Genomic DNA, 21,241 nt, shown 5'->3' on the forward strand with positions numbered 1-21,241 from the left:
TACATGGTTAGCAACTTTTGGGTTTTATCCTTTTCTTGGCACATCCCATCTAATAGGAAAAAAATGAATGTTTTTTTTTTCTTTAATTATTTATTTCGGGATGAAGCCAGAAAATTAGATTAATTCATCTTATTTTTTTAATTCATTTTTTATGTTAAACAGTTTAAATAAAAGATGCAGGGGGAGAGATTTGAACTCTCGATGACCTACGTCACAGGGTCCTAAGCCCTGCCCCTTAACCAAGCTTGGGCACCCCTGCAAAATTAAGAACACTAATAACAAACTTAATGAAAAATGTTTTCGAAAGTTCCAGCAATTTTTAGAAATAATATTTACTTTTCAGGTCCTTTTAGAAGAATCTGCTCCCCATACTTTGCATAACAAGAGGGACAAAACTTCCTAGCAATCAAGGAATGAAGATGCTCGCTTTTTCCCTCTTCTACATAATGTATCTCGTCAGCACCAATGGTTTTATTACAAGATATGCAGACTGTGGGAAATTTTGACTGCCTAACAACCAAATGGGTCTCAATCTTATTCTTCTCCATCTACACTTCCCCACTATACATTATTTATTACTATAATAAAAGCCTTCTTACCAGTATTTATAAGTTTCTAAATCAAAAAATTTTTGTTGTGATAACAAATTTTTATGTACTAAGTTTAAGTATACGAACCTATATTCACGAAAGACATATCTATTGTATTGGCGGGGATACAAAACTACCCAATCATAGCGAGCGACCATCCAAAGTGGTGGTGCCTATAAGGGTGGGGTAGTTCGGAGATCCCGACGGGCCCATAACCCGTAGATCAATGGTTCAAATCCATTCCCCGCTACTACACCTTTTTTTTATCAATGTTTATAAACAACATTTGTTTCAACATATCTTTGTGAAAAACAAACCAATAGAACGTTTCTGGGAAATTGATTTATTACGTGGAATAGCAATAATAATGATGATCATCTATCACATAATATTTGATTTAAACTATTTCAAAATCTACAAGACAGCTATATATTCAGCTCCTATGTTGATTTTTTTATATCCTATAGGAGCGATGTTTCTGTTACTAGTTGGTATATCATTAACACTTAGTTACTCAAGGGCACAAAAAAATTTAACAAAAAAACAACTGCAACTAAAATTTTTAAAAAGAGGACTCTGGGTTTTTTGTTTAGGCCTAATTATTACCCTTGTCACATGGTTTTACTTAAAAGAGGGATTCATAATATTTGGGGTGCTACACTGCATAGGCGTATCAATTATTCTTGCTTACCCGCTGATAAAATACAGGTTTGAAAACCTTGTAATAGGAGTAATACTAATTCTTCTAGGTGTTTTACTAAGGACAATGAGGTTTGAGTTCAGCTACTTGTTATGGTTAGGTTTTATACCCTCCAGTTTTTATACACTGGATTACTTTCCGCTTCTCCCATGGTTTGGTGTGGTACTACTTGGTGTTTTCTTAGGAAACACCTTTTACAAAGACAACGAAAGAAAATTTAAACTAAATGATATCTCACAAAATATTGTTATCCGTTTTATGTGTTTCTTAGGTAGACATTCACTGGTAATCTATCTCTTACATCAACTGATAATCATAGCAGTTATCCATCTAATATTTTTGTAAAAAAAACTCTTTTTTAGTATTTTATAAAGAGGCTTGGTACCTCAACGCCACTACCTTTTTTTATTACACCCACAACCTTTGCCTTAGCACTGGAATGTTTCTTTAGAACCCTCAGAGTCTCAGCCGTATCATCCTTTGATACAATTACTACGAAACCCATACCCATGTTGAATGTATGATACATCTCTTTATCATCGACATTCCCATATTTCTGTATGAACTTGAAAATCGGCTGCGGCTCAAACGGGTCTTCTATAACATATTTCACATCTCCCTTGAGCCTTGGTAGGTTACGTAAACCACTACCAGTTATATGCGCTAGACCATGTACATCAACCTTTTTTAACAACTCAACTATCTCCTTAACATATATCTTTGTTGGAGTCAACATAACCTCCCCAATTGTTTTACCAGGATACAAACCATCAGGGAATTTGTCAATATATTTGAAGCCAGCTATTTCTACAACCTTGCGGGCGAGCGTATAACCATTTGAATGTATACCACTACTACTAAGACCAATTATAACATCACCTGGAAGAATTTTCTCACCGAGAACAATACGTTTTTTTTCCACATAAGCAAGACATGTCCCAGCTAAATCAAAACCATTAATTAGCTCTGGTAGATCAGCTGTTTCACCACCAACAATCGAAATATTAGCCAGCTCAGCACCCTTCTGCAAACCTTTACCTATCTCACGAGTAATATATGGGTCAGGGTTATCCATCGCGAGGTAATCAACAAATGCTATTGGTTCTGCACCAACACACAAGGCATCATTAACATTCATAGCGATACAATCAATACCAATAGTATCCCATTTTTTCAACGCAGAGGCGATTTTCACCTTGGTACCTACACCATCTGTACATAAAACAAGTGCATAGTCACCAAACTCAACTAAACCAGCATAATGACCGCCCATGGGTCTACCAACGCCTTTTCTCTTAGTTTTAATACTTGATAAAAGCTCCTCGATAGCATGTTCTTTTTTAAAGATATCAACGCCGCTGTCCGCGTATGTCATTTTCTTCAAATTAACTGCCTCCTTATCCTATAAAGCGAAAACACTATTGCTGTCATAAACTTTTTGAATTATACCGGATTGTGGTTAATTGTGAAAAGGTTATCAGATTTTGGGGAAAGAAAAGCTATACAGATAATTTCTAATATTTTATCTAAAGGAAAAATCGCGGTTGGGATAGGGGATGATTGCGCTGCTTTTGCTTTTGGTAAAAACTATCTTTTAGTCACAACTGATATGATTTCTGAGAAAAACCATATCCCTGAAATAATGAGCCCATGGCAAATAGGATGGTTCATTGTTGCAATCAACCTTAGTGATATAGCTGCCAAGGGTGGAACACCCCTTGGGCTGGTGTTGTCGCTTGGTTTGCCAAGAAACACGTCAGAACGTTTTCTTAGGGATTTGATGAGGGGTGCTGATAGATGTGCAACCCAGAACAACACAGTGATTGTTGGTGGGGATACAAAGGAGAATGATGAAATCACGTTATGTGGAACAGCTTTTGGTTTAGTTAAAAAAGATGAGTTTATGGGTAGGAAAGGGGCAAAACCTGGTGATGTCATTGCTGTTACAGGAGTACTTGGTAGGGCAGCAGCTGGTTATTATGCTATAAGACATGGTAATAGAAACAGAGAGATTCTAAAGGGTTTGTTGGAGCCAGTTCCAAAAATAAAAGAGGGTGAAATGTTGGCTAAAACAAAAGTAGTAACATCTTCTATGGATATATCAGATGGTTTATCATCATCACTATACCAGCTACAGGGTTTAAACAAGGTTGGTTTTGAGGTAGACAAGGAGGAAATACCTCTCTCACCGATGTTGCTTAAACTAGGAGAGAAACATGGTTTTGATGTGTATTCTTATGCTATGCATTTTGGTGGTGATTACGAGCTACTTGTAACGATACCTCTGGATAGTTTTAAAAAAGCTCAGGAGACCATAGAAAACATAGGGGGTAGTCTGACTAAAATTGGTAGAGTGATAAAGGAACGAAAGATTATTGTTAAAAGCAACGGTAAAATACGAGTTCTTGAAAACAGGGGTTATGAGCATTTTATAAAAAGAAGATGCTGAGTAGTAGTTATGTTATATTGGATAATATATGTTAAACAAAGCTTTTAAATAATGAATACGGAAACCTATATATGAGTAGTATGAGCAAGAGGATACTAGCATTTCTCATATTTATCATAGTCATGACACCATTGTTAGCTGGGTGTATGGGTGAGGATAGAGTATACAATGAGAAGCCTGTGGTGGAAATCCTCTACCCGTGTAGTAAAACAACTGTTTTTGGGATTGTGATGATAGGTGGTCTCGCCTACGATGAGGATGGTAACGATACTTTGATAAATGTTGAGGTTAAAATCGGTGATGGGGAATGGTGTATAGTTGATGGTGTCACTAATTGGAGTTATGATTGGAGGACATACAATATAACAAATGGGTATTATTCTGTTTATGCACGTGCATGGGATGGTGCAAGCTACTCTGATATAGATGAGATAACTCTTGTGGTTAGCAACCCTGAGATTAGTGATTCAGATGCACATAAATGGGCTGTTTTTGTTGCTGCTGCAAACTACCCTGAGAAAAACGAAAGCAAACTAGGCAATGGTGGTCTTTATCTTGCAGAAAACATTGCAACCTATCTAATAGAAAATTGTGGTTACCCCACGTCAAACATAGTTATTCTCTTTGATGATGGTTGGATAAGAGCAGAGAATGGTTATGGTACTAGAATAAAACCTCTTCAGGAACGTGTACACAAATATGATGTTGCCTATGGTGGTGCCACAAAGGCGAATATGGAAGCTGCTATAAAATACGTGATACAACAGTCAAACCAATATAGTGATAGCGAGGTTTTCATCTGGTTTTTTGGACATGGATATGGTGACCAAAACAACCAGTTAACTGGTGGTAAAATCTTGGAGAAAAGCTCCCTCTTTTTATGGAACAATGAAGTAGTTACAGACTCAGAACTCGGTAAACTTTTATCTAGTCTAAGATCAAAGAAAACATGTATAATCGTTGATGCCTGTTACAGTGGTGGTTTTGCTGACAAAACAATACTTAACCTGCCAACATTATTTCTACTTCACTCAGGCATACCAAAGCCTGGCAGGGTTGTTATGACAGGTGCAAGTAAATTCAGGTCAGGCTACGCTAGCACAACACAGGGTCCATTGTTTACGCTTCTATGGTTTGATGGTCTCACAACAGGTAAAGCAGATGGTTTCAGACCAGGGATAAGTAAAACAGGTAGACGAACACTACTCAAGTTTTTCAAAGATGGTAAAGTCTCGGTTGAAGAAGCATTCTATTACGCTAGATACATGCTTAGAACCAGTAAAGTTTTTGATGATTACCAGAAGATGGAGCCGCAGATAAACGACCAATACCCAAACCGGGGTGTTATCCGTAGTCTCCGTGGTATGCATCTATAAAAAAAAGTTTATGCCTTATTTTTTTTTATTGATAACTACGGCTTTTGTTACTTATTTGCTTCCTTGGTAGAAGATTGTTCTTTTGTATAACTATCTATCAGATGACGTAGTTTTATCTCACCTAACAGCTTGTTATCTTTGTCAACAACAGGAAGTTGTTTAACCTTATGCTGTTTCATCTTTAGTATAACATCCATGATTTTCTCTTCAAAGAATGTTGATATCGGGTTCTTTGACATAACCTCCTCAACATTTATATCAAGCCCATAGTGAAAAGATTGAATAGGGGGTTTATCAAAATACTGTAGAGGCGTATACAGTGGTGAAAAAAGTGATAGGGTATCATATTCTGTGATTACACCTAATATGCGTAATGTTTCTCTGCTGTCAACAACCCAGACATGGTCTTTTTTACCCAAAAAAGATAACACAGAGGATATATCATCATTTTTCTCCACAAGAGGCATATCTTGGTTTATAGGCTCCATAAGATCCTTTACTTTGAGATTGTATAGTTTCTTTATAAAATCTTTTTCCTCACTCATTTTTTTTCCAGTAGATAATCAAACTAACTGTATTTAAACTTGGTCTGTAAATTTTCACATGCTTTTAAATATCTGATTTATTATTATACATTTTAACAAAAGGGATGCACAATATGTTACTTGAGATTACTCTAGCAATCGTTTTCGCAAAACTTTTAAACCTTTTATTTGAAAAGCTAAAGCAGCCAGGTGTTATAGGAGAAATACTCGCTGGAATACTCCTAGGCCCATGCTGTATAGGTTCTCTCTCAGGATCCATTATGCTATTTGGTTCCTCTTTGTTTCATTTCAGCTTAAATTTAAGATCCCCTGAGTTTAAAGAAATTGCTTTCATTGGCGTAATTTTCCTATTATTTATGGTTGGGCTAGAAACCAACATGAGTGATCTGAAAAAAACAAAAAAAGCAGGTTTTTTTGTCGGCATATTTGGTGTTGTTGTTCCTTTTATATTTGGGTGTATATTTGGTTTAACATTCGGTTTAAATGTTACACAGAGTATGGCTCTCGGTGCGATATTTTTGGCTACATCTGCCACGATAGCTATAAGGATTCTAGCTGATGCAGATATGTTTACCACCCGTGTAGGTTTAGCTATTCATACAGCCGTTGTTATTAACGATATTCTGGCGATAATAATTTTTGCGTTAGTATTCAGTAATGGAAACCCTGTTACATTAGTTTTTCAAGTTATTTCCTTTTTCGTTTTAGCACTACTCCTAGGATTTATCATAGTCCGTCATTCATCAAAAAATAATGTGAAAAGGAAAGCACCGATAATTATTCTCACAACAGGTTTGATAATATGTTTCTTTTTTGCAGCATTTGCAGAAAACATGGGGTTAACAGCTATAATAGGGGCTTTTATAGCAGGTCTTTTCATCCGTAAAACACCACAGGCTAATGTACTAGCTGACTACATTAAAACAATAGGGTACGCTTTTTTTATACCGCTTTTCTTCGTATACGTTGGTGCAAGTTTCGATTTTATCTATCTTCTTAGCGTTCAATCTCAACAACTCATTGGTCTCATATTATTTATCACCTTTTTTGTCGTTTTTGCTCTCTTAGGGAATTTTTTCGGAGGGTTTATAGGAGCAAAACTATCAGGATTAACCAGAAAAGAATCAGTAAGTGTTGGCATCGGAATGATGCCGGTTATGGGTGTAGCACTAATTATTGTGACCACTGAGATAGATAAAGGAATTTTTGGTGACCCAACAGGTATTCTTGCTGAACAAGTGAAAATAGCTACGTTACTACTGATTATAACAAGTGCTTTGATAACCCCGCCTTTGCTAAAGAGGAGTATGGTATCAACCCTGTTAAAAAGTATAGGGAAAAGAAAAACCAAATCCTTGTTCTACCCGTACCCTCACTGCTCAATTTGCAATTACCCGCTTAGATTAATCCCTAATAAAGACGGGTGGTACTGCGATTCCTGCAAAATGTTTATACCAGTTCAAACTAAAAACCCTCCAAATATACGACATCAAACAATACATGTAAACGATAGATACATAAAATACATAATAGGGGCAATAACCATCTTGATATGTGGTTTTGCAATACAAAACCTTCCATTAAACCAAAAAATTGTTGCTATGATCGGTATTTTCATTGGTACAACACTAGCTTTTCTAACCACAAAATACCTTTTTTCTCAAAACAAAAAACCTGATTTTTAAACCACATTGTGTTTCCCCTCAAGAACAATATATATAAACACCTTATTCTACTTATATAGACCATAATAATGAAGAAAGAAGCAAAATTTTGGGAGAAGCTAGCTGACAAAAAGGTTCAATGCCATCTCTGCCCACATAACTGCAAAATAAACGATGGCAAAACCGGTATATGCAACGTACGCAAGAATGAGGATGGTAAACTATACACCCTGATATATGGCTCTTGTTCATCTATAGCTTCAGATCCTATAGAAAAAAAGCCGTTGTACCATTTTTACCCTGGTACAGACGCATTCTCACTTGGTACTGTGGGATGTAACTTTAAATGCGAACACTGCCAAAACTACACTATATCAACTGCTACACCAGATGTTTTTTTTATAAAAAACATTATGCCAGAAGAAGCAGTCTCACTAGCAAAACAACATGGTTGCAGAGGCATAGCATGGACATATAACGAGCCTACCATATGGCACGAATATAGCTACGATTCCATGGTTTTAACAAAAAAACAGGGGCTATACACAGTATATGTAACTAACGGTTATATTAACGAAGAACCGCTAAAAGAACTATCAAAATACCTAGATGCGATGAACATAGACGTAAAAGCATTCACAGAGGAATTCTACAAAAAGATATGCAAAGCAAAACTACAACCAGTGCTACAAACATGTGAACTCTCAAAAAAGCTAGAAATATATATAGAACTAACATACCTTGTAATACCAGGTTATAATGACTCTATAGATGAGATCAAAAAGTTCTGTAACTGGGTTGTAGAAAAACTAGGTGATGACACACCGGTTCATTTCTCTCGTTTCCATCCAGATAACAGGTTGCTTGGTGTACCAATGACTCCTATGCACACCCTTCAAAAAATATTCAATGTAGCAAAAGAATCAGGCATTTTATATCCTTATCTGGGTAATGTTCCCCATGGAGACTATGAGAATACGTATTGTCCTAGTTGTGGGAATCTTTGCGTTGAGAGACTTGGTTATTCCACAAATATCTGTGGTTTAAAGGATGGCAAATGCTTAAAATGTAATAACCCAATTCCAATGATAATAGATAATTATAAAAAACAAAAAATTTAAAAAGGTAGAATCTTATATATTATATCTATATAATAGGTAAATAGGTAATAAACAAGTAGAAAGATTAATAAAGGGGATAATATACTTATAAATATAGAAAAATAAAATTACCTATTAAAAAAACTAAAAATGGTGAACCTATGGTGCTAAGTAGAAATGATAAAATTATAACCGTCTCAGCAGTAGTTATACTGATTGTAGCAGCATTTGCAATAGTTTTGTACCAAGAGCCAGCTCCAGAAATAACCATAACTCCGATGACAAAAACATATGATGTCATTTGGACTAGACAAACTGGCCAGAAGACCATAACCAACTTATATGCAGAAAAAAAGAAGCCATATAATGGTAATTTTAGTGTTGATGTGCCTGAGGGAAGTGTTTTAACTTCTGCCGATGTTCAAATAACATGGAAAGATGATCATATCTATGGTTTAATCCTTAAAAGAGGATATGATACATTAACAGTCAAAATAAGCCTCGGCGGAAAAACTGAGCTATATAGTGATAAAGGAAGCGGAAATAAAACCTTTACATTTAATATAAATGATATTCCAACAGTTGATTCTGTTGAAGCAAATGATACTACTGCTGCAGAAGATATTATAAATGACATGTTCAGTGATAAAAACAGCGCCTCCTTTGATGTTACTGCTAGTGTTAAAACTGGGGAAAGAATCATCAGGTTACTAAAATTCCTGAAAGACAAGGGCAATGGTTTCAATTTGAAGGTCACTTATGAGTACTACACACCAATGATAGAAGAATCTGGTGAGGAACTTCCTCCAGAGGAACCACCAGCTAAAGAAACCTCTTATCTTGGTAGAATAACTTCTATCGGTAACTTTGGTCGTATCTAAAAAACATACTTTTTTTTCCTTCTTTCTCTTCATATTTTAAATCTTAGCAGTGCTGCTATCCCGCCAAGTCCTTCTAGTTTTTTACCAGCCTCATTCATACTATTTATTATGGTGAATTCACTGTTTGTTTTTTTTGCAAGCTTAAGCAGTTCTTCACCATTTGTTGTTCTAATAATAAAATCTGACACCAACAATCTCTCTACGGCACCACTATTCAAAGCCCCTGTTACCTCTTTTTCACCGTAGGTTGCCAGCCCATCTTTTTTGATTTCCTCAAAAAGTTTTTCAACTAGTTTCGTCTCAAAAACCACCCTGTTTTCTTTTGTTATTTTTTCTACAACCCCTGTTTTTATAGCTTCTTGTACACCATTCATGCCAGCAGTGCTAGTCCCATGTGAGTAACATTTTTCAAAAAGTGTTTTGTCTTTGTTTTTACCATATTCTATGAGATGTTCTTTTGTGAAACCTGGTCCTACTACAACCAATGGTGAATCCTTTTTCTTATAGTTTTTAATCAGAGATATTATCTCACCGTAATACTCATTTGTTTTATCCTCACTCTCGTACATCTTACCAGATCTTTTAGAGTCAATGTCAGCGATCCATTGTACACCACTCTGTCTGAGAACAGCTACAGTAGCAGAGTCATCATCAAGTGACACAAAAACCACTATGGGTTGGTAACTAAGTTTCACAGCCTCCTCTATGCGTTTAAGCTGATGATCCTTCCATTCCTCTTTAACTATCGTGATTGGTTCTATCTGCTCTGCCTCTATGTTAAACGTATGGTATGAACCAAGGTTCTGAGGTCCTTCCTCTATAACTCCTAGTACACGTAACCTGTCTGAGAACTCATGAAACTTTACCTCCTTAACCCTAATGCCTAGTTTCATACGTTTCTTCTCTGTTTTCTTAGAACGTATCTTATCATCCTTCTGCTCACTAGTCCTAAAAGTAACAGCCCTAACTAGATCACCCTCATCTATTATGTTGTAAAGATGCCAGATATCATCAAGGTTCTCTGGCACAAGCTTTATCTCACCATGTTTTAGATCCTTATGGACTAACCTCACTATATTTCCCCCTGATCAAACCTGAATCCAACTGTTTCAACAACATTTAAATCACCAGGTGGTAGAACCCTATCAACAACATCAGTTGAGACATCAAACACCCTTGCCAACCTATTAGCTACAACACTTTTTTTTATATCACCAGGACTCAATACCACGTATTTATCAGACAACTTTTTTACAGCATCAACAGGACCACCCATAACCTTCCTAATCCCATTTATCTTCACAACACCAACAGCCATAACAAGCTTACACCTACAATAGTTTCTTTTACCACGTATAACAAAAGCACCACGCGGCAGAAACTCCCCACTCTCAGGAGTCTTACTCACCTGCTCAGGGTTAACCCAATACGCCTGCGCCTCAGCAAACTGCTTCCAAGCCCTAGAATAAACAGAGGCAAACAAACAAGCCTCCTCAAGAGTCTTATCAGAAATCGGAACTAATTCATCGTTAACATTCCTGCTTTTAATCACACAACTAGGAGCACCATGGACATCAGCATGAGCATAACGATCCCCCTCCCTAAGATATTTTTTTACAACCTTATCATTACTAACAGCATCCCTACCCCCAACAACAACATTACCATCACTAGAGATAAACCACCTGAAATCCTCAAACCAAAACCTTTTACCAGACTCCCTAGTCCTCTTTTTCTCCTCATGAAACGACTGTTTTTCAACAAATTCTATCATCTCCTTTGTTTTCTCAATAGACTCAAGCGCACCAACCAACTTATCTTTCAACCTTTTACTCTCATCATATTTCCTATTAGCATTCTCAGCAACATTAACACGAAAATCAAGACTCACCTCATGACTCTTACCATCTTTATCCTTAAGTAAAACAACAAGCTCATTAGACAAAGGATCAAAATTTTTAACAAACTCATTCCTGTTAATACGTTCAACCCCTTCATCTTTATCCTTATGACTAAGTACCTCAGTAATCTCATTCAGCAAAGCATCGATTTGTTGAAAATTCAGGTAAATAAGGTCCCCCTCGAACTTCCTCTCATTCATCTTTTTTTCCAGCTCAACCACAGAACCCTGCTGTTGAACAAGCTGTCTTTGCAGCCTCTCGATTTTTTTATCTTTCACACTAACCTCATGTTTCTCCTCTTTTTCAAAATCAATAAAAACATCCAACGCTCTAGCGAAACTATCTATTTTTTCAAAACTATAATCAAAATAATCCTTAAACTCAAAAGGCAAAACATCAACTACCTCATCATCTTTTTTAACTAAAACCGGTTTGAACTCTTTGTTTCTAAACAGATCCAAAAACTTTTTTAAAACCGCAAAAATCCTCTTAACATCTTTTTCATCTAAATCCTTGATTTTTATGTTTTTATCAACATCTGCTCTCCTGCATACCTCTTCAGCATAACGCCCACTGAGATTAACATTAACCGCCAATGTTCTAACAAGATCCACCTTACTTTTACTCAATATCTCTGTAAACTCCTCAAAAGTAAGATCAAATGGATTAACCTGCTCTGGCGGAGGCATATATTTCTCATGCGTTTTTATAGTCCTAATAGACCAACGCTGAGAGGTTAATGGAGCAACAATTTTTCCATCAGGATCAACTAGTATTATGTTACCATCTGAAAAAAACTCTAAAACCAAAAGATAGTTTCCCTCTTTTTTACTGGTACCTAACTTGATGATCCTATCAAATCCATGTTGTGTTATCTCAGAGATTCTACCATTGAGCAAATGTTTACGTAAAACCATAGAAAAATTAGTTGGCTTCACAGGTGCATCTATTTGCTTCTGAGTGAGACATATAAGCTCCCCGTTTCTGATAAACAAATTCTCTTTCTGCTTAGTCTTACTATTGCTAACTCTAATAATTAACTCGTAATGAGTAGGTTGATAGATTTTATCTATGTAACATCCAACCAGTTCCTGCAGTTCATTGATTATTACATAGATATCAAATGATGATAACTTTCGTTTCATTACTCAGATATGTATGCTGTATCATTAAAAAAGACTGTCGTATAAAACAAAAAAAAAAATAGGAGAGGAGGATGGGATTGGAAGGAGTCGGATGAATCTAAACCATTAAATGTGGCAGAAATGCCAGCATACCCCCGAAAGGGGCTGGCATGTCCCCCGCAACATCTGTCTTATCTGATAGTAGTATTGTTGTTTCTTGTTTATATACTTAAAATAGGGGTCATTGAAACTATTCAGGAACTTTGCCTTTAAAACTTTAATACTTTTGTTGACCCATGGAAAAAGGTTATATTTGATTATTTTAATCAAAAATTTAGTTATGCAGAGAACTGGTGTTGCTAATCTTCCTCTTCATCCTGGTAAAGCACCACGATGGTTGTTCAAGAGAATGGTTGCTTTATCTAGAGAAATCACTGAAGTTATAGTCTATGAATATGGAAGAGACGAGTTTTTAAGGAGAATATCTGATCCTTTTTGGTTTCAAGCTCTGTCATGTGTTCTCGGCTATGATTGGCACAGTTCGGGATGTACTACTGTGACCTGTGGTGCATTAAAAGAGGCGATTGATCCGCAGGAATTTGGTTTAGCGATTACTGGTGGGAAAGGTAAAATATCGAGAAAAACACCAGAAGAAATCGAAAAAATTGGAGAACTTTATAATCTTTCAACTACTTCGATCAAAGAGCTGCAGTATTCTAGTCGTATGACTGCGAAAGTTGATAACACAGCTATACAAGATGGATATGATCTCTATCACCATGTCCTCATCTTTTCTGAAAAAGGCAAATGGGCGGTAATCCAACAGGGGATGTGCGATGAAACATCGTATGCACGGCGGTATCACTGGTTCTCAGAAAATATGGATAGTTTCGTTTGTGAACCACATAAAGCAATCGTTGGGAACAACCGTCAAGAAAGAGTACTTGATATGACAGCAAAACAAAGCGTCTCCGCTCAAAAAATATCTGTTGATTTAGTCAATGATAACCCTCAACATCTTAAATGTGATTGGACGGAACTAACCAGATCAGAAAATCAACGAACACTGGATAATTGGCTGTATCCCCAACAAAATAAACAACAACCTAAGTATCTTGATATGCCACAATCTATCGACTGGCAAAAAATGAGAGAAATATACGACTTCCAGCCAAAAAACTATGAAGAATTATTGGCTATAAAAGGTGTTGGTCCAAAAACTATTCGAGCACTTGCTTTGATCTCTGATCTCATTTATGGTGAGAAACCTTCTTGGGAAGACCCAATTCGTTACACCTTTGCTCATGGTGGTAAAGATGGGGTGCCTCATCCTGTAGATTTGTCAACTTATTCCCATTCTATTGAAATGTTAGAAGATGCGATTAAAAAAGCAAAATTAGGTGAACATGAGCAACTATATGCTCTCAAAAGACTCCGTAATGCAACTCTGCCGACACCTATAAATCCATCTCTACATGGCCTTGTACAATTAAGATAATGAATAATATGTCCTATAACAACACATTTTTTGTTTAATTGAATTTAGAAGAAATAGATGAAGTATTGAACTTAATCGATGAGATCAACGAAATTAGTCTGGTATGTAACCGATTTATTAATTGGTTGTTCATACCAGCATTCTGAACGTTTTGAGTGTTTTGATTTTGATTTGTTGTTTGTTCTAATGTTTGCATTGGAATTTTAAATGATGCAATATCACCGTTTTCTCCTATAGTTACCTTTATAGTTCCTGGTAGGGCTACATCATTTATCTGCCTCTTTAGGTAAACAGTTTTTGTTATAATCCATTCGTATAAGGTAACACCCGTGATTTTATTACCGCAGCCTTGTGTATCATAGGTAATTAATGTAGTTTTGACCTCATTAGCTGGTATCCCGCATTCTATTAGGAGGTTCTTGGCTATAGCTTCTACATCAGCATCATTGGGTATCATAGGTTTACTGAAGGCTGTTGGATATGCTTTACTTGGGTTGATATAACTCAAAATACCGGTTTTCGTCTCATATTTCAGGGATTTTTCATAGTCTTCTACCTTGTATGTTCCTTGGCTGTCGTTGTATTCAACATCTCCGTTTATATCCATTCTGCTTGCTATGGACCCAAAGAATTCTTCGTTATATTGCTGAGGTACAATATTGTAACCCATATTTTGTGTAGGTATATCAGGTGTTGAAACACTCCAGAAATCAAATTCGCTTATCCTGACTGGATATTCATCGAAACTCTTGTTAGTGATCTTGTGTACCTCTATTTTCACACTCGTAACTGTCGGCGTTCTTTCTCCAACAATTGTTGCTTGTGCCTGATATATGCCCCCTTCCTCAAAATCTATGATCCTCCAGGCTCTACTTTCCCAATTATCTAGAATTACTGTTGTTACAGGCTGATCGTTACCATCTTCATAGAAGCTTAATTTCATTTTATCAAAAACTGGTTCTTCAACATGGGTTCCACTATTATAAGTGGCATATTTATTTGCTATTATCCGGAAACCCCTTATTGTTGTTGGTTCATCTAATGTTAAAACAAGGGGTTCAGTCCAATCAGGATTATCAGAATTTATGTTTCTGAATATTGAATATGTATCAGCCTTATATAGAGGGTCATTGGCATAATCAGGATCATGGTTATCATAAGATAGACTTGGGTTTTCCCATAGATTGTTGTGGTTATCAGGTGAAACCCAATCATAATTTTCCTGCCAGCCTTTTACTTCATGCGTCCACCAGGTGTATAATAAGTCAACTTCTGGGTTTGCGTAGCTTCCATACCCTTTAAGGTAATCGTTACCAACAGATACATCTTCACCTAAAATCTTTGCCCTAGCATGAACATGCTCGCATTCATCTGCTGTCTCAAACCATGCCTCTTTTAGTTTCATCCCTTCTATTATTTTATTTGCAAACACTTGGCCATATAGTGCGTCACTACATATCGTGTCCCACCCGAGGATCATATTTGTTCCTTTTAATGCTCTTTGAAATCCTAAGAGTCCTCCATGTGCTGCGAAACAAGTTGCTAACACCACCCATTTGTTTGGGCCATCGTCTCCCCATTTACACAAAAGTGATTCTACTACAGAAGGATTATCCCAAATTGTATATTTAAAGGGCTTGTAAATCCCTAAAACAGTTTTGCCGCCATGCCCAACAAAATATGCTATATCTACATTGTCAACGAGCTCATTAGGTCCATCCTGAATATAATAATCATACAACTCATTATCTTCACTATTTTTGTTAATCGACCATATACAACCATCATCTGCTAATGTGTTAGCGAAACCATTTGCATCACCTTGAGCATATATCAGACCACCATCACCCCTGTACCACCAAAAAGTACCGATTTTAGCCTTGGTTTCTAGCTCTCCTTCGATTGTGCCCATTAATTCATCAGTTGTTTTGTTGAGTTTTTCTGTATATCCAGACGATATATCATCTGATATTTGCCCATTACTTAATGAGTCATTCCCTATGCCATTGTTGTTTGCATTTGATAGTTTGTTGTTACTTAATGTATCATCAGATATTTGGTTATTATTTGAATCTTGATTGTTATTTAGATTATTATCAGATAGTTTGGAATCGTTTGAAGTTGTAAGATTTACACTTGTATCCTTACTTGCGATACTTAGCCCTGCATTTACTGCTGGAAATAAAGCAACTATCATAATTGTTAAAGTTAGTATTGAAACAATAAGTTTATTTTTAATTCTCTTCATCTCCTCATCACCTACAAGTATGGTGCTACAATATAACATGTCATACTTTGTCAGTAATACTATTTAAATATATCTAGAAAAATTGGCGAAATGAAAAAATATCAAAAAAATAAAAAAGCCCAGTTATAAAAAATAACATATTAACTTTAGAAAAACCGATAAAATCATACTTATTCGTTATGATGCAAAATTTTATAATAAACCATTGTATTAACGTTTGTTAATCTGGGGAGAAAGGTTTATGAAAAAAAAGATAGCAAGCATTTTTTTATTTACGCTGTTGATCGCTGTTGTTATGCCTGTGACTGGGAATGAAAACTCTGATGATTCTACTCTGGTGCTTGTAAGAATTAACTCTTATCAAAACTATTTGGATATTCTTCGTGAAATGGAAGTTGTAAGTGCCCGTACTGGGGAATATGTTGATGTTATAATTCCAGTTTATATGCTATCGGATTTAGAAAATTTAAACCTAAACTATGATGTTCTCATCTGGGATCTGGAAAAATATGAAGACTCAGTTAGAGGCTCATATCATACACTAGCTCAGATTGAGAGTATACTCCAAAACATAGCAAATAATTACCCAAGTATCACTAGTCTTTATAGCATTGGTACAACCTACGAAGGTCGCAATATCTGGTGCTTGGAGATAACTGATAACCCTGGTGTTGATGAAGGTGAACCTGGTGTATTTTTTATGGGTTTACATCATGCACGTGAATGGCCAACAGTTGAAATTTGTTTATTTATTGCTAATCAATTAACTTCTAAATATGGTAGTAATTCAACAATTACAAATATTGTTAATAATGTACGACTCTTCTTAGTTGCTTGTGTTAATTCAGATGGTTATTATTATTGTCATGATTTGGGTAACGATTGGCGTAAAAACAGAAAACCCTATTCAGGAGGAATAGGTGTTGATTTAAATCGTAACTATGGCGGTTCCAGTGATGGTGATCCATGGGGATCATGGGGGTCTGTTTTTCAACGAGCTGCCACACATGAACCTAGTCAAGAAGTATATTGTGGGCCTTCTCCTTTTTCAGAGTATGAAACACAAGCAATACGTGATATCTTTCTTAACAATGATATTTGTGCATCTATCAGTTGGCATACATATAGCGAACTTGTTATGTGGCCCTGGGGTTATACATCAGCCTATGCTCCTGATAAAAATTACCTAAAACAAATTGGTGAAGGAATTGCCTCAAAAATTACACGCCAAAGTGGTAGTGGTACCTATACTCCTCAACAAAGTTGTACTCTTTATCCTACAACTGGTGACACAAATGATTGGTCTTATGGTTATGGTCATTATATACAGGGTAGACCAACGTTCTCTTATACAATAGAGGCTTGCTCAACATTTCAACCTTCAGCTAGTTATCTTGATCAAATCTGCCAAGAAAATTTTGATGGAGCTCTATATTTACTCCAAGAAGCTGAAAACATAAAAAATAATGTTGTACCCAGAGTTATACCTCCAATTATTGATGAGCTGCCCATTGATATAGATGGAAATTATACTGTTACTTGGCAGGAGAAAAATCCTGATGCAAATCCTGATTATTTCCAACTTGATGAACTTACAGATTTGGTTTTAAATACTGATGATGCTGAATCAGGTTCTGCTTTGTGGAACTTAGATGGTTTTACTATTGTTACTAATAGATATCATTCCCCAAGTTTTAGTTATAAATCCAGATATGCAAATAATGACGTTTCAACAATGACAACCGTTGTACCTTTACCTGTTGAAGAGGATACAAAATTATCTTTTTGGTGTTGGTACAATACTGAGAACAAATATGATTATGCTTTTGTTGAAGTCAGTAGAGACGGGCGATACTACGAGGTATTAGACTCATTTTGCGGTTCATCTACTAATTGGGTTTATAAAGAATACAGTCTTGATAATTACATTGGGGATTCTGTTTTTATAAGATTCCGTTATGCAACCGATGAATATACCTTACAGGAGGGTTTTTACGTAGATGATATATCACCAGTTCCTAAATTCAACAACATAAACACATTATCAAACTCAATAACCAACAACTTCTATGACATAACAGATAAAACCAACGGTACATACTACTACAGAGTAAAAGGACACAACACCCAACACGGCTGGGGGGACTTCAGTACGATAAAAAAGGTTATAGTTCAACTTGTACAAAACAATCCACCAAACAAACCAACAATAGACGGACCAAAAACAGCTAAACCAGGGACTGAATCCATATACACTATTTCAACAACAGATCCTGATGGTGATAATGTTTCTTACTACATTGACTGGGGGGATAATACAAACACTGGATGGCTAGGACCATATAACTCAGGTGAAGAAATAACATTATCACATATTTGGAACAAAAAAGGAGCATATACAATAAAAGCAAAAGCAAAAGATAATTCTGGTGCAGAAAGCGAATGGGTTCTATTAGAAATTACAGTACCACGTAAAATCACAATCAACTCAATACTCATTAGATTCCTAGAAAAAATTACAGAACAATTACCATTAATAAAACAACTTATACTAAAACTAAAGTTGGGATAAAACACTAAATTTAGGTAAAACTCTCCTATGATACAAAAAGTATATCTATTTAACATTAGTTAACTGCGTTGGGGGGGTTATAAAAATATGTGGAGAAACACAAAAAAAATAAGAGTTATTGGCGCAGCTATAGTATTTCTTTTAGGTGTTATAACACCTGTTATTGGAATAAACCTAAAATCAAATATTATAAACCAAAAGGTTAACAACCAAATTTTCGAGGTTAACCAAATCGATGAATCAACAATAGAAATCATGGTAAACCCACCTGATCTAAAATTTTCAAGCATTCATACAAAAACAAGAGATTATACTACATTAGAGCTACCAAATGAAGGCTTTACCACAAACATCGGCGAAGCAAAACTACCAACGATAGTAAGAACAATAGAAATACCACAGGGTGCACAACCACAAATAAAAATTAAATCAACATCCTGGGAACACGTCTCTCTTGAAGGGCTGCATCTACCAAAAATGGTTCTACCAGTTCAACCATCTGTCCCAAAAATACCAAATGTAAACCAAGAGTTTGTAATCGATGAGGAATACTACAGTACTAATGCATTCCTTCCAAATGAAATAGCAAAAATTACTCAGATAGGTGAGATAAGAAGCCATAGATTTGCAGTTGTCGAGATATCACCTGTTCAATATAACCCGGTATCTGCTGAACTCAAACTTTTAACCTCATGTATTCTTCAAATTGATCTACCAGACAGCAATATGAAACAAACACTATCTACTATTGAAAGATACGCTACACCATCATTTGAACAACTATTACAGAAAACATTTGTGAACTATGGCTACTACGAAAATTTTGCAGATAATCCACCAAAAGACCAAGAAGGCTATTTAATAATTGTTTATGACGATTTTTATAATAATATTCAAACATTTGCAAACTGGAAAACAAGTAAAGGTTTTGATGTAACAGTTAAGAAAACATCAGAAATTCCTGGTGGTCCTACAAAGGAGAATATAAAGGCTTACATTGTTGATGCTTATAACAACTGGCCAAATCCACCATCTTATGTATTACTGGTTGGTGACTCAGGACAAGTCCCAGTATGGACTGGAACAGCAACAGGAACCTGTACCGATTTATATTATGTTACAATTGATACTGGTAATTATTTCCCTGATATTATCATAAGTAGATTCCCTGCTGAAACACCACAGCAGGTGACAAACATGGTGGAAAAAACCATTTATTATGAATCAGGAAGTTTTGAGTCTTATGATTGGATAAAAAAAGCAGCGTTTATGGCATCAAATGATAATTATCAAGTCTCAGAAGGAACCCATAATTATGTAATTGAAATTTATTTGATTCCCAATGAATACACTTGTGATAAACTCTATTGTCATACCTATGGTGCAACAACAGCCCAAGTAAGTGAAGTATTAAACAATGGACGATCCCTGGCAGTATATTCTGGTCATGGTAGCACTACTAGCTGGGCTGATGGTCCACCTTTTTCACAATCAAATGTTAATGCTCTTACAAATTATGGCATGTATCCATTTGTTTGTAGTCATGCTTGTTTAACAGGTCAATTTACTGTTAGTGAATGCTTTGGCGAAACATGGTTACGTGCACAAAATAAAGCAGGCCTTGCATTCTGGGGAGCCTCAGATTATACATACTGGGATGAAGATGATATACTAGAAAGAAGAACGTTTAAAGCATGGTGGGAAGACAATCTTGAAACCATTGGTGGAATGACAAACATGGGACTTTTTTACCTTTATCAATATTATGGTGGTGGAGGAATGTCACAATATTATTTTGAGGCATATAATGTACTAGGTGACTCCTCTGTTAAAATATGGCGTAACAACCCAAGTAATCCACCAGAAAAACCTTCTACACCAAGTGGTCCTAACCATGGTGTTTATAACAAACAATATTCATTTTCCAGTAACACTACTGAACCAGATGGAGAAAGTATTTTTTACTTATTTGACTGGGATGATGGTAATTTCAGTGATTGGCTTGGACCTTACAGCTCTGGTGAAACAGTGACTGCATCACATTCATGGTCTGTAGTTGGAGATTACGAAATAAGGGTTAAAGCTAAAGACATAAACGGTGTTTCTAGTCTCTGGTCAGATCCACATCCGATATCAATTGTTGAAAACAATCCACCAGAAAAACCAGAGATAGAAGGACCAACAAATGTCAAACCAGGTATATCTTATCTTTTCACAATTACTTCAATAGATCTTGATGGAGACAATATTAAATATTACGTTGACTGGGGTGGTGGTAGCAGCGAATGGTTTGGACCTTATGAATCAGGGCAACCCGCTAGTGTAAAACACAAATGGAAGTCTACAGGAACATATACCATCAAAGCAAAGGCTAGGGATTCATATGGTGACGAGAGTGATTGGACGAACTTTACACTCAGTGTTAGTTTTTCCTCTTCCCAAGTTGGGACACAGAACAACCAGTTGCTTCAGTTTGCCCTAAAAAATCTAATCATTCGATAATAAAAAACTACAAATTTTTCTTTTTTTATCTATTATAAAAAATCTTCAAAAATTTTTACTAAAAATTAATATAGTAAATCAATAATCTATA

Annotated in this window: 15 protein-coding genes and 2 tRNA genes; 10 read left to right on the forward strand and 7 right to left on the reverse strand. The window is 35.9% G+C overall.

The genetic code is table 11. The features are described 5' to 3' along the window. Nucleotides 1-175 precede the first annotated feature (175 nt). A tRNA-Leu gene (locus QHH19_01285) sits at nt 176-259 on the reverse strand. A gap of 73 nt (nt 260-332) precedes the next feature. Further along, nucleotides 333-548, reverse strand: coding sequence for a hypothetical protein (locus tag QHH19_01290; GenBank protein MDH7516969.1), 216 nt, complete (start codon nt 546-548; stop codon nt 333-335). Between the two features lie 220 nt (nt 549-768). Between QHH19_01290 and QHH19_01295 the strand changes: the two genes are divergently transcribed. Together QHH19_01295 and QHH19_01300 are read left to right on the forward strand one after the other, a co-directional pair. Beyond that, nucleotides 769-840: transfer RNA gene (locus QHH19_01295), tRNA-Met, on the forward strand. Nucleotides 841-894: 54 nt separating this feature from the next. Then, nucleotides 895-1,635 (forward strand): heparan-alpha-glucosaminide N-acetyltransferase, encoded by a 741-nt coding sequence (locus QHH19_01300; GenBank protein ID MDH7516970.1) that lies wholly within the window; start codon nt 895-897, stop codon nt 1,633-1,635. Nucleotides 1,636-1,648: 13 nt separating this feature from the next. On the opposite strand, the gene purM is transcribed toward QHH19_01300, so the two are convergent. Beyond that, nucleotides 1,649-2,674 (reverse strand): phosphoribosylformylglycinamidine cyclo-ligase, encoded by a 1,026-nt coding sequence (purM, locus tag QHH19_01305; protein ID MDH7516971.1) that lies wholly within the window; start codon nt 2,672-2,674, stop codon nt 1,649-1,651. Between the two features lie 81 nt (nt 2,675-2,755). Here purM and thiL point away from each other — a divergent pair, with 81 nt between their 5' ends. Both thiL and QHH19_01315 read left to right on the forward strand, forming a co-directional pair. After that, entirely contained in the window at nt 2,756-3,739 is a 984-nt protein-coding gene (gene thiL, locus QHH19_01310) for a thiamine-phosphate kinase (protein MDH7516972.1), read from the forward strand. A 71-nt stretch (nt 3,740-3,810) separates the two neighbouring features. Further along, nucleotides 3,811-5,115, forward strand: a complete 1,305-nt coding sequence (locus QHH19_01315; protein MDH7516973.1) for a caspase family protein — start codon at nt 3,811-3,813, stop codon at nt 5,113-5,115. Between the two features lie 47 nt (nt 5,116-5,162). Here the strand turns inward: QHH19_01315 and QHH19_01320 are convergent, their stop codons facing one another. Beyond that, nucleotides 5,163-5,660 carry a CBS domain-containing protein gene (locus tag QHH19_01320; protein MDH7516974.1) on the reverse strand — a complete coding sequence of 166 codons (498 nt, stop codon included), beginning with the start codon at nt 5,658-5,660 and terminating at the stop codon, nt 5,163-5,165. A 113-nt stretch (nt 5,661-5,773) separates the two neighbouring features. Here QHH19_01320 and QHH19_01325 point away from each other — a divergent pair, with 113 nt between their 5' ends. From QHH19_01325 to QHH19_01335, 3 genes are all read left to right on the forward strand, one after another. Beyond that, nucleotides 5,774-7,345 carry a cation:proton antiporter gene (locus QHH19_01325; protein MDH7516975.1) on the forward strand — a complete coding sequence of 524 codons (1,572 nt, stop codon included), beginning with the start codon at nt 5,774-5,776 and terminating at the stop codon, nt 7,343-7,345. 68 nt (nt 7,346-7,413) lie between these two features. Then, nucleotides 7,414-8,445, forward strand: coding sequence for an AmmeMemoRadiSam system radical SAM enzyme (gene amrS, locus QHH19_01330; GenBank protein MDH7516976.1), 1,032 nt, complete (start codon nt 7,414-7,416; stop codon nt 8,443-8,445). Nucleotides 8,446-8,585: 140 nt separating this feature from the next. Then, entirely contained in the window at nt 8,586-9,305 is a 720-nt protein-coding gene (locus tag QHH19_01335; protein MDH7516977.1) for a hypothetical protein, read from the forward strand. Between the two features lie 29 nt (nt 9,306-9,334). Here QHH19_01335 and QHH19_01340 read toward each other — a convergent pair whose 3' ends face one another. Further along, entirely contained in the window at nt 9,335-10,378 is a 1,044-nt protein-coding gene (locus QHH19_01340; protein ID MDH7516978.1) for an mRNA surveillance protein pelota, read from the reverse strand. After that, on the reverse strand, nt 10,378-12,351 hold the full coding sequence (gene rqcH / locus QHH19_01345) for a ribosome rescue protein RqcH (GenBank protein ID MDH7516979.1): 1,974 nt from the start codon (nt 12,349-12,351) through the stop codon (nt 10,378-10,380). The genes QHH19_01340 and rqcH overlap by 1 nt, the downstream gene beginning before the upstream one ends. Nucleotides 12,352-12,670: 319 nt before the next feature. Between rqcH and QHH19_01350 the strand changes: the two genes are divergently transcribed. Next, on the forward strand, nt 12,671-13,828 hold the full coding sequence (locus QHH19_01350) for a DUF763 domain-containing protein (GenBank protein ID MDH7516980.1): 1,158 nt from the start codon (nt 12,671-12,673) through the stop codon (nt 13,826-13,828). A 34-nt stretch (nt 13,829-13,862) separates the two neighbouring features. Here QHH19_01350 and QHH19_01355 read toward each other — a convergent pair whose 3' ends face one another. Next, complete coding sequence (locus QHH19_01355) at nt 13,863-16,076, reverse strand: DUF6345 domain-containing protein (GenBank protein MDH7516981.1); 2,214 nt, start codon at nt 16,074-16,076, stop codon at nt 13,863-13,865. A 241-nt stretch (nt 16,077-16,317) separates the two neighbouring features. Between QHH19_01355 and QHH19_01360 the strand changes: the two genes are divergently transcribed. Together QHH19_01360 and QHH19_01365 are read left to right on the forward strand one after the other, a co-directional pair. Further along, nucleotides 16,318-18,648 carry a M14 family zinc carboxypeptidase gene (locus tag QHH19_01360; GenBank protein ID MDH7516982.1) on the forward strand — a complete coding sequence of 777 codons (2,331 nt, stop codon included), beginning with the start codon at nt 16,318-16,320 and terminating at the stop codon, nt 18,646-18,648. Between the two features lie 87 nt (nt 18,649-18,735). After that, complete coding sequence (locus QHH19_01365) at nt 18,736-21,150, forward strand: C25 family cysteine peptidase (GenBank protein ID MDH7516983.1); 2,415 nt, start codon at nt 18,736-18,738, stop codon at nt 21,148-21,150. Nucleotides 21,151-21,241 lie beyond the last annotated feature (91 nt).

It is taken from the genome of Candidatus Thermoplasmatota archaeon (assembly GCA_029907305.1).
GTDB lineage: Archaea > Thermoplasmatota > E2 > DHVEG-1 > DHVEG-1 > JARYMC01.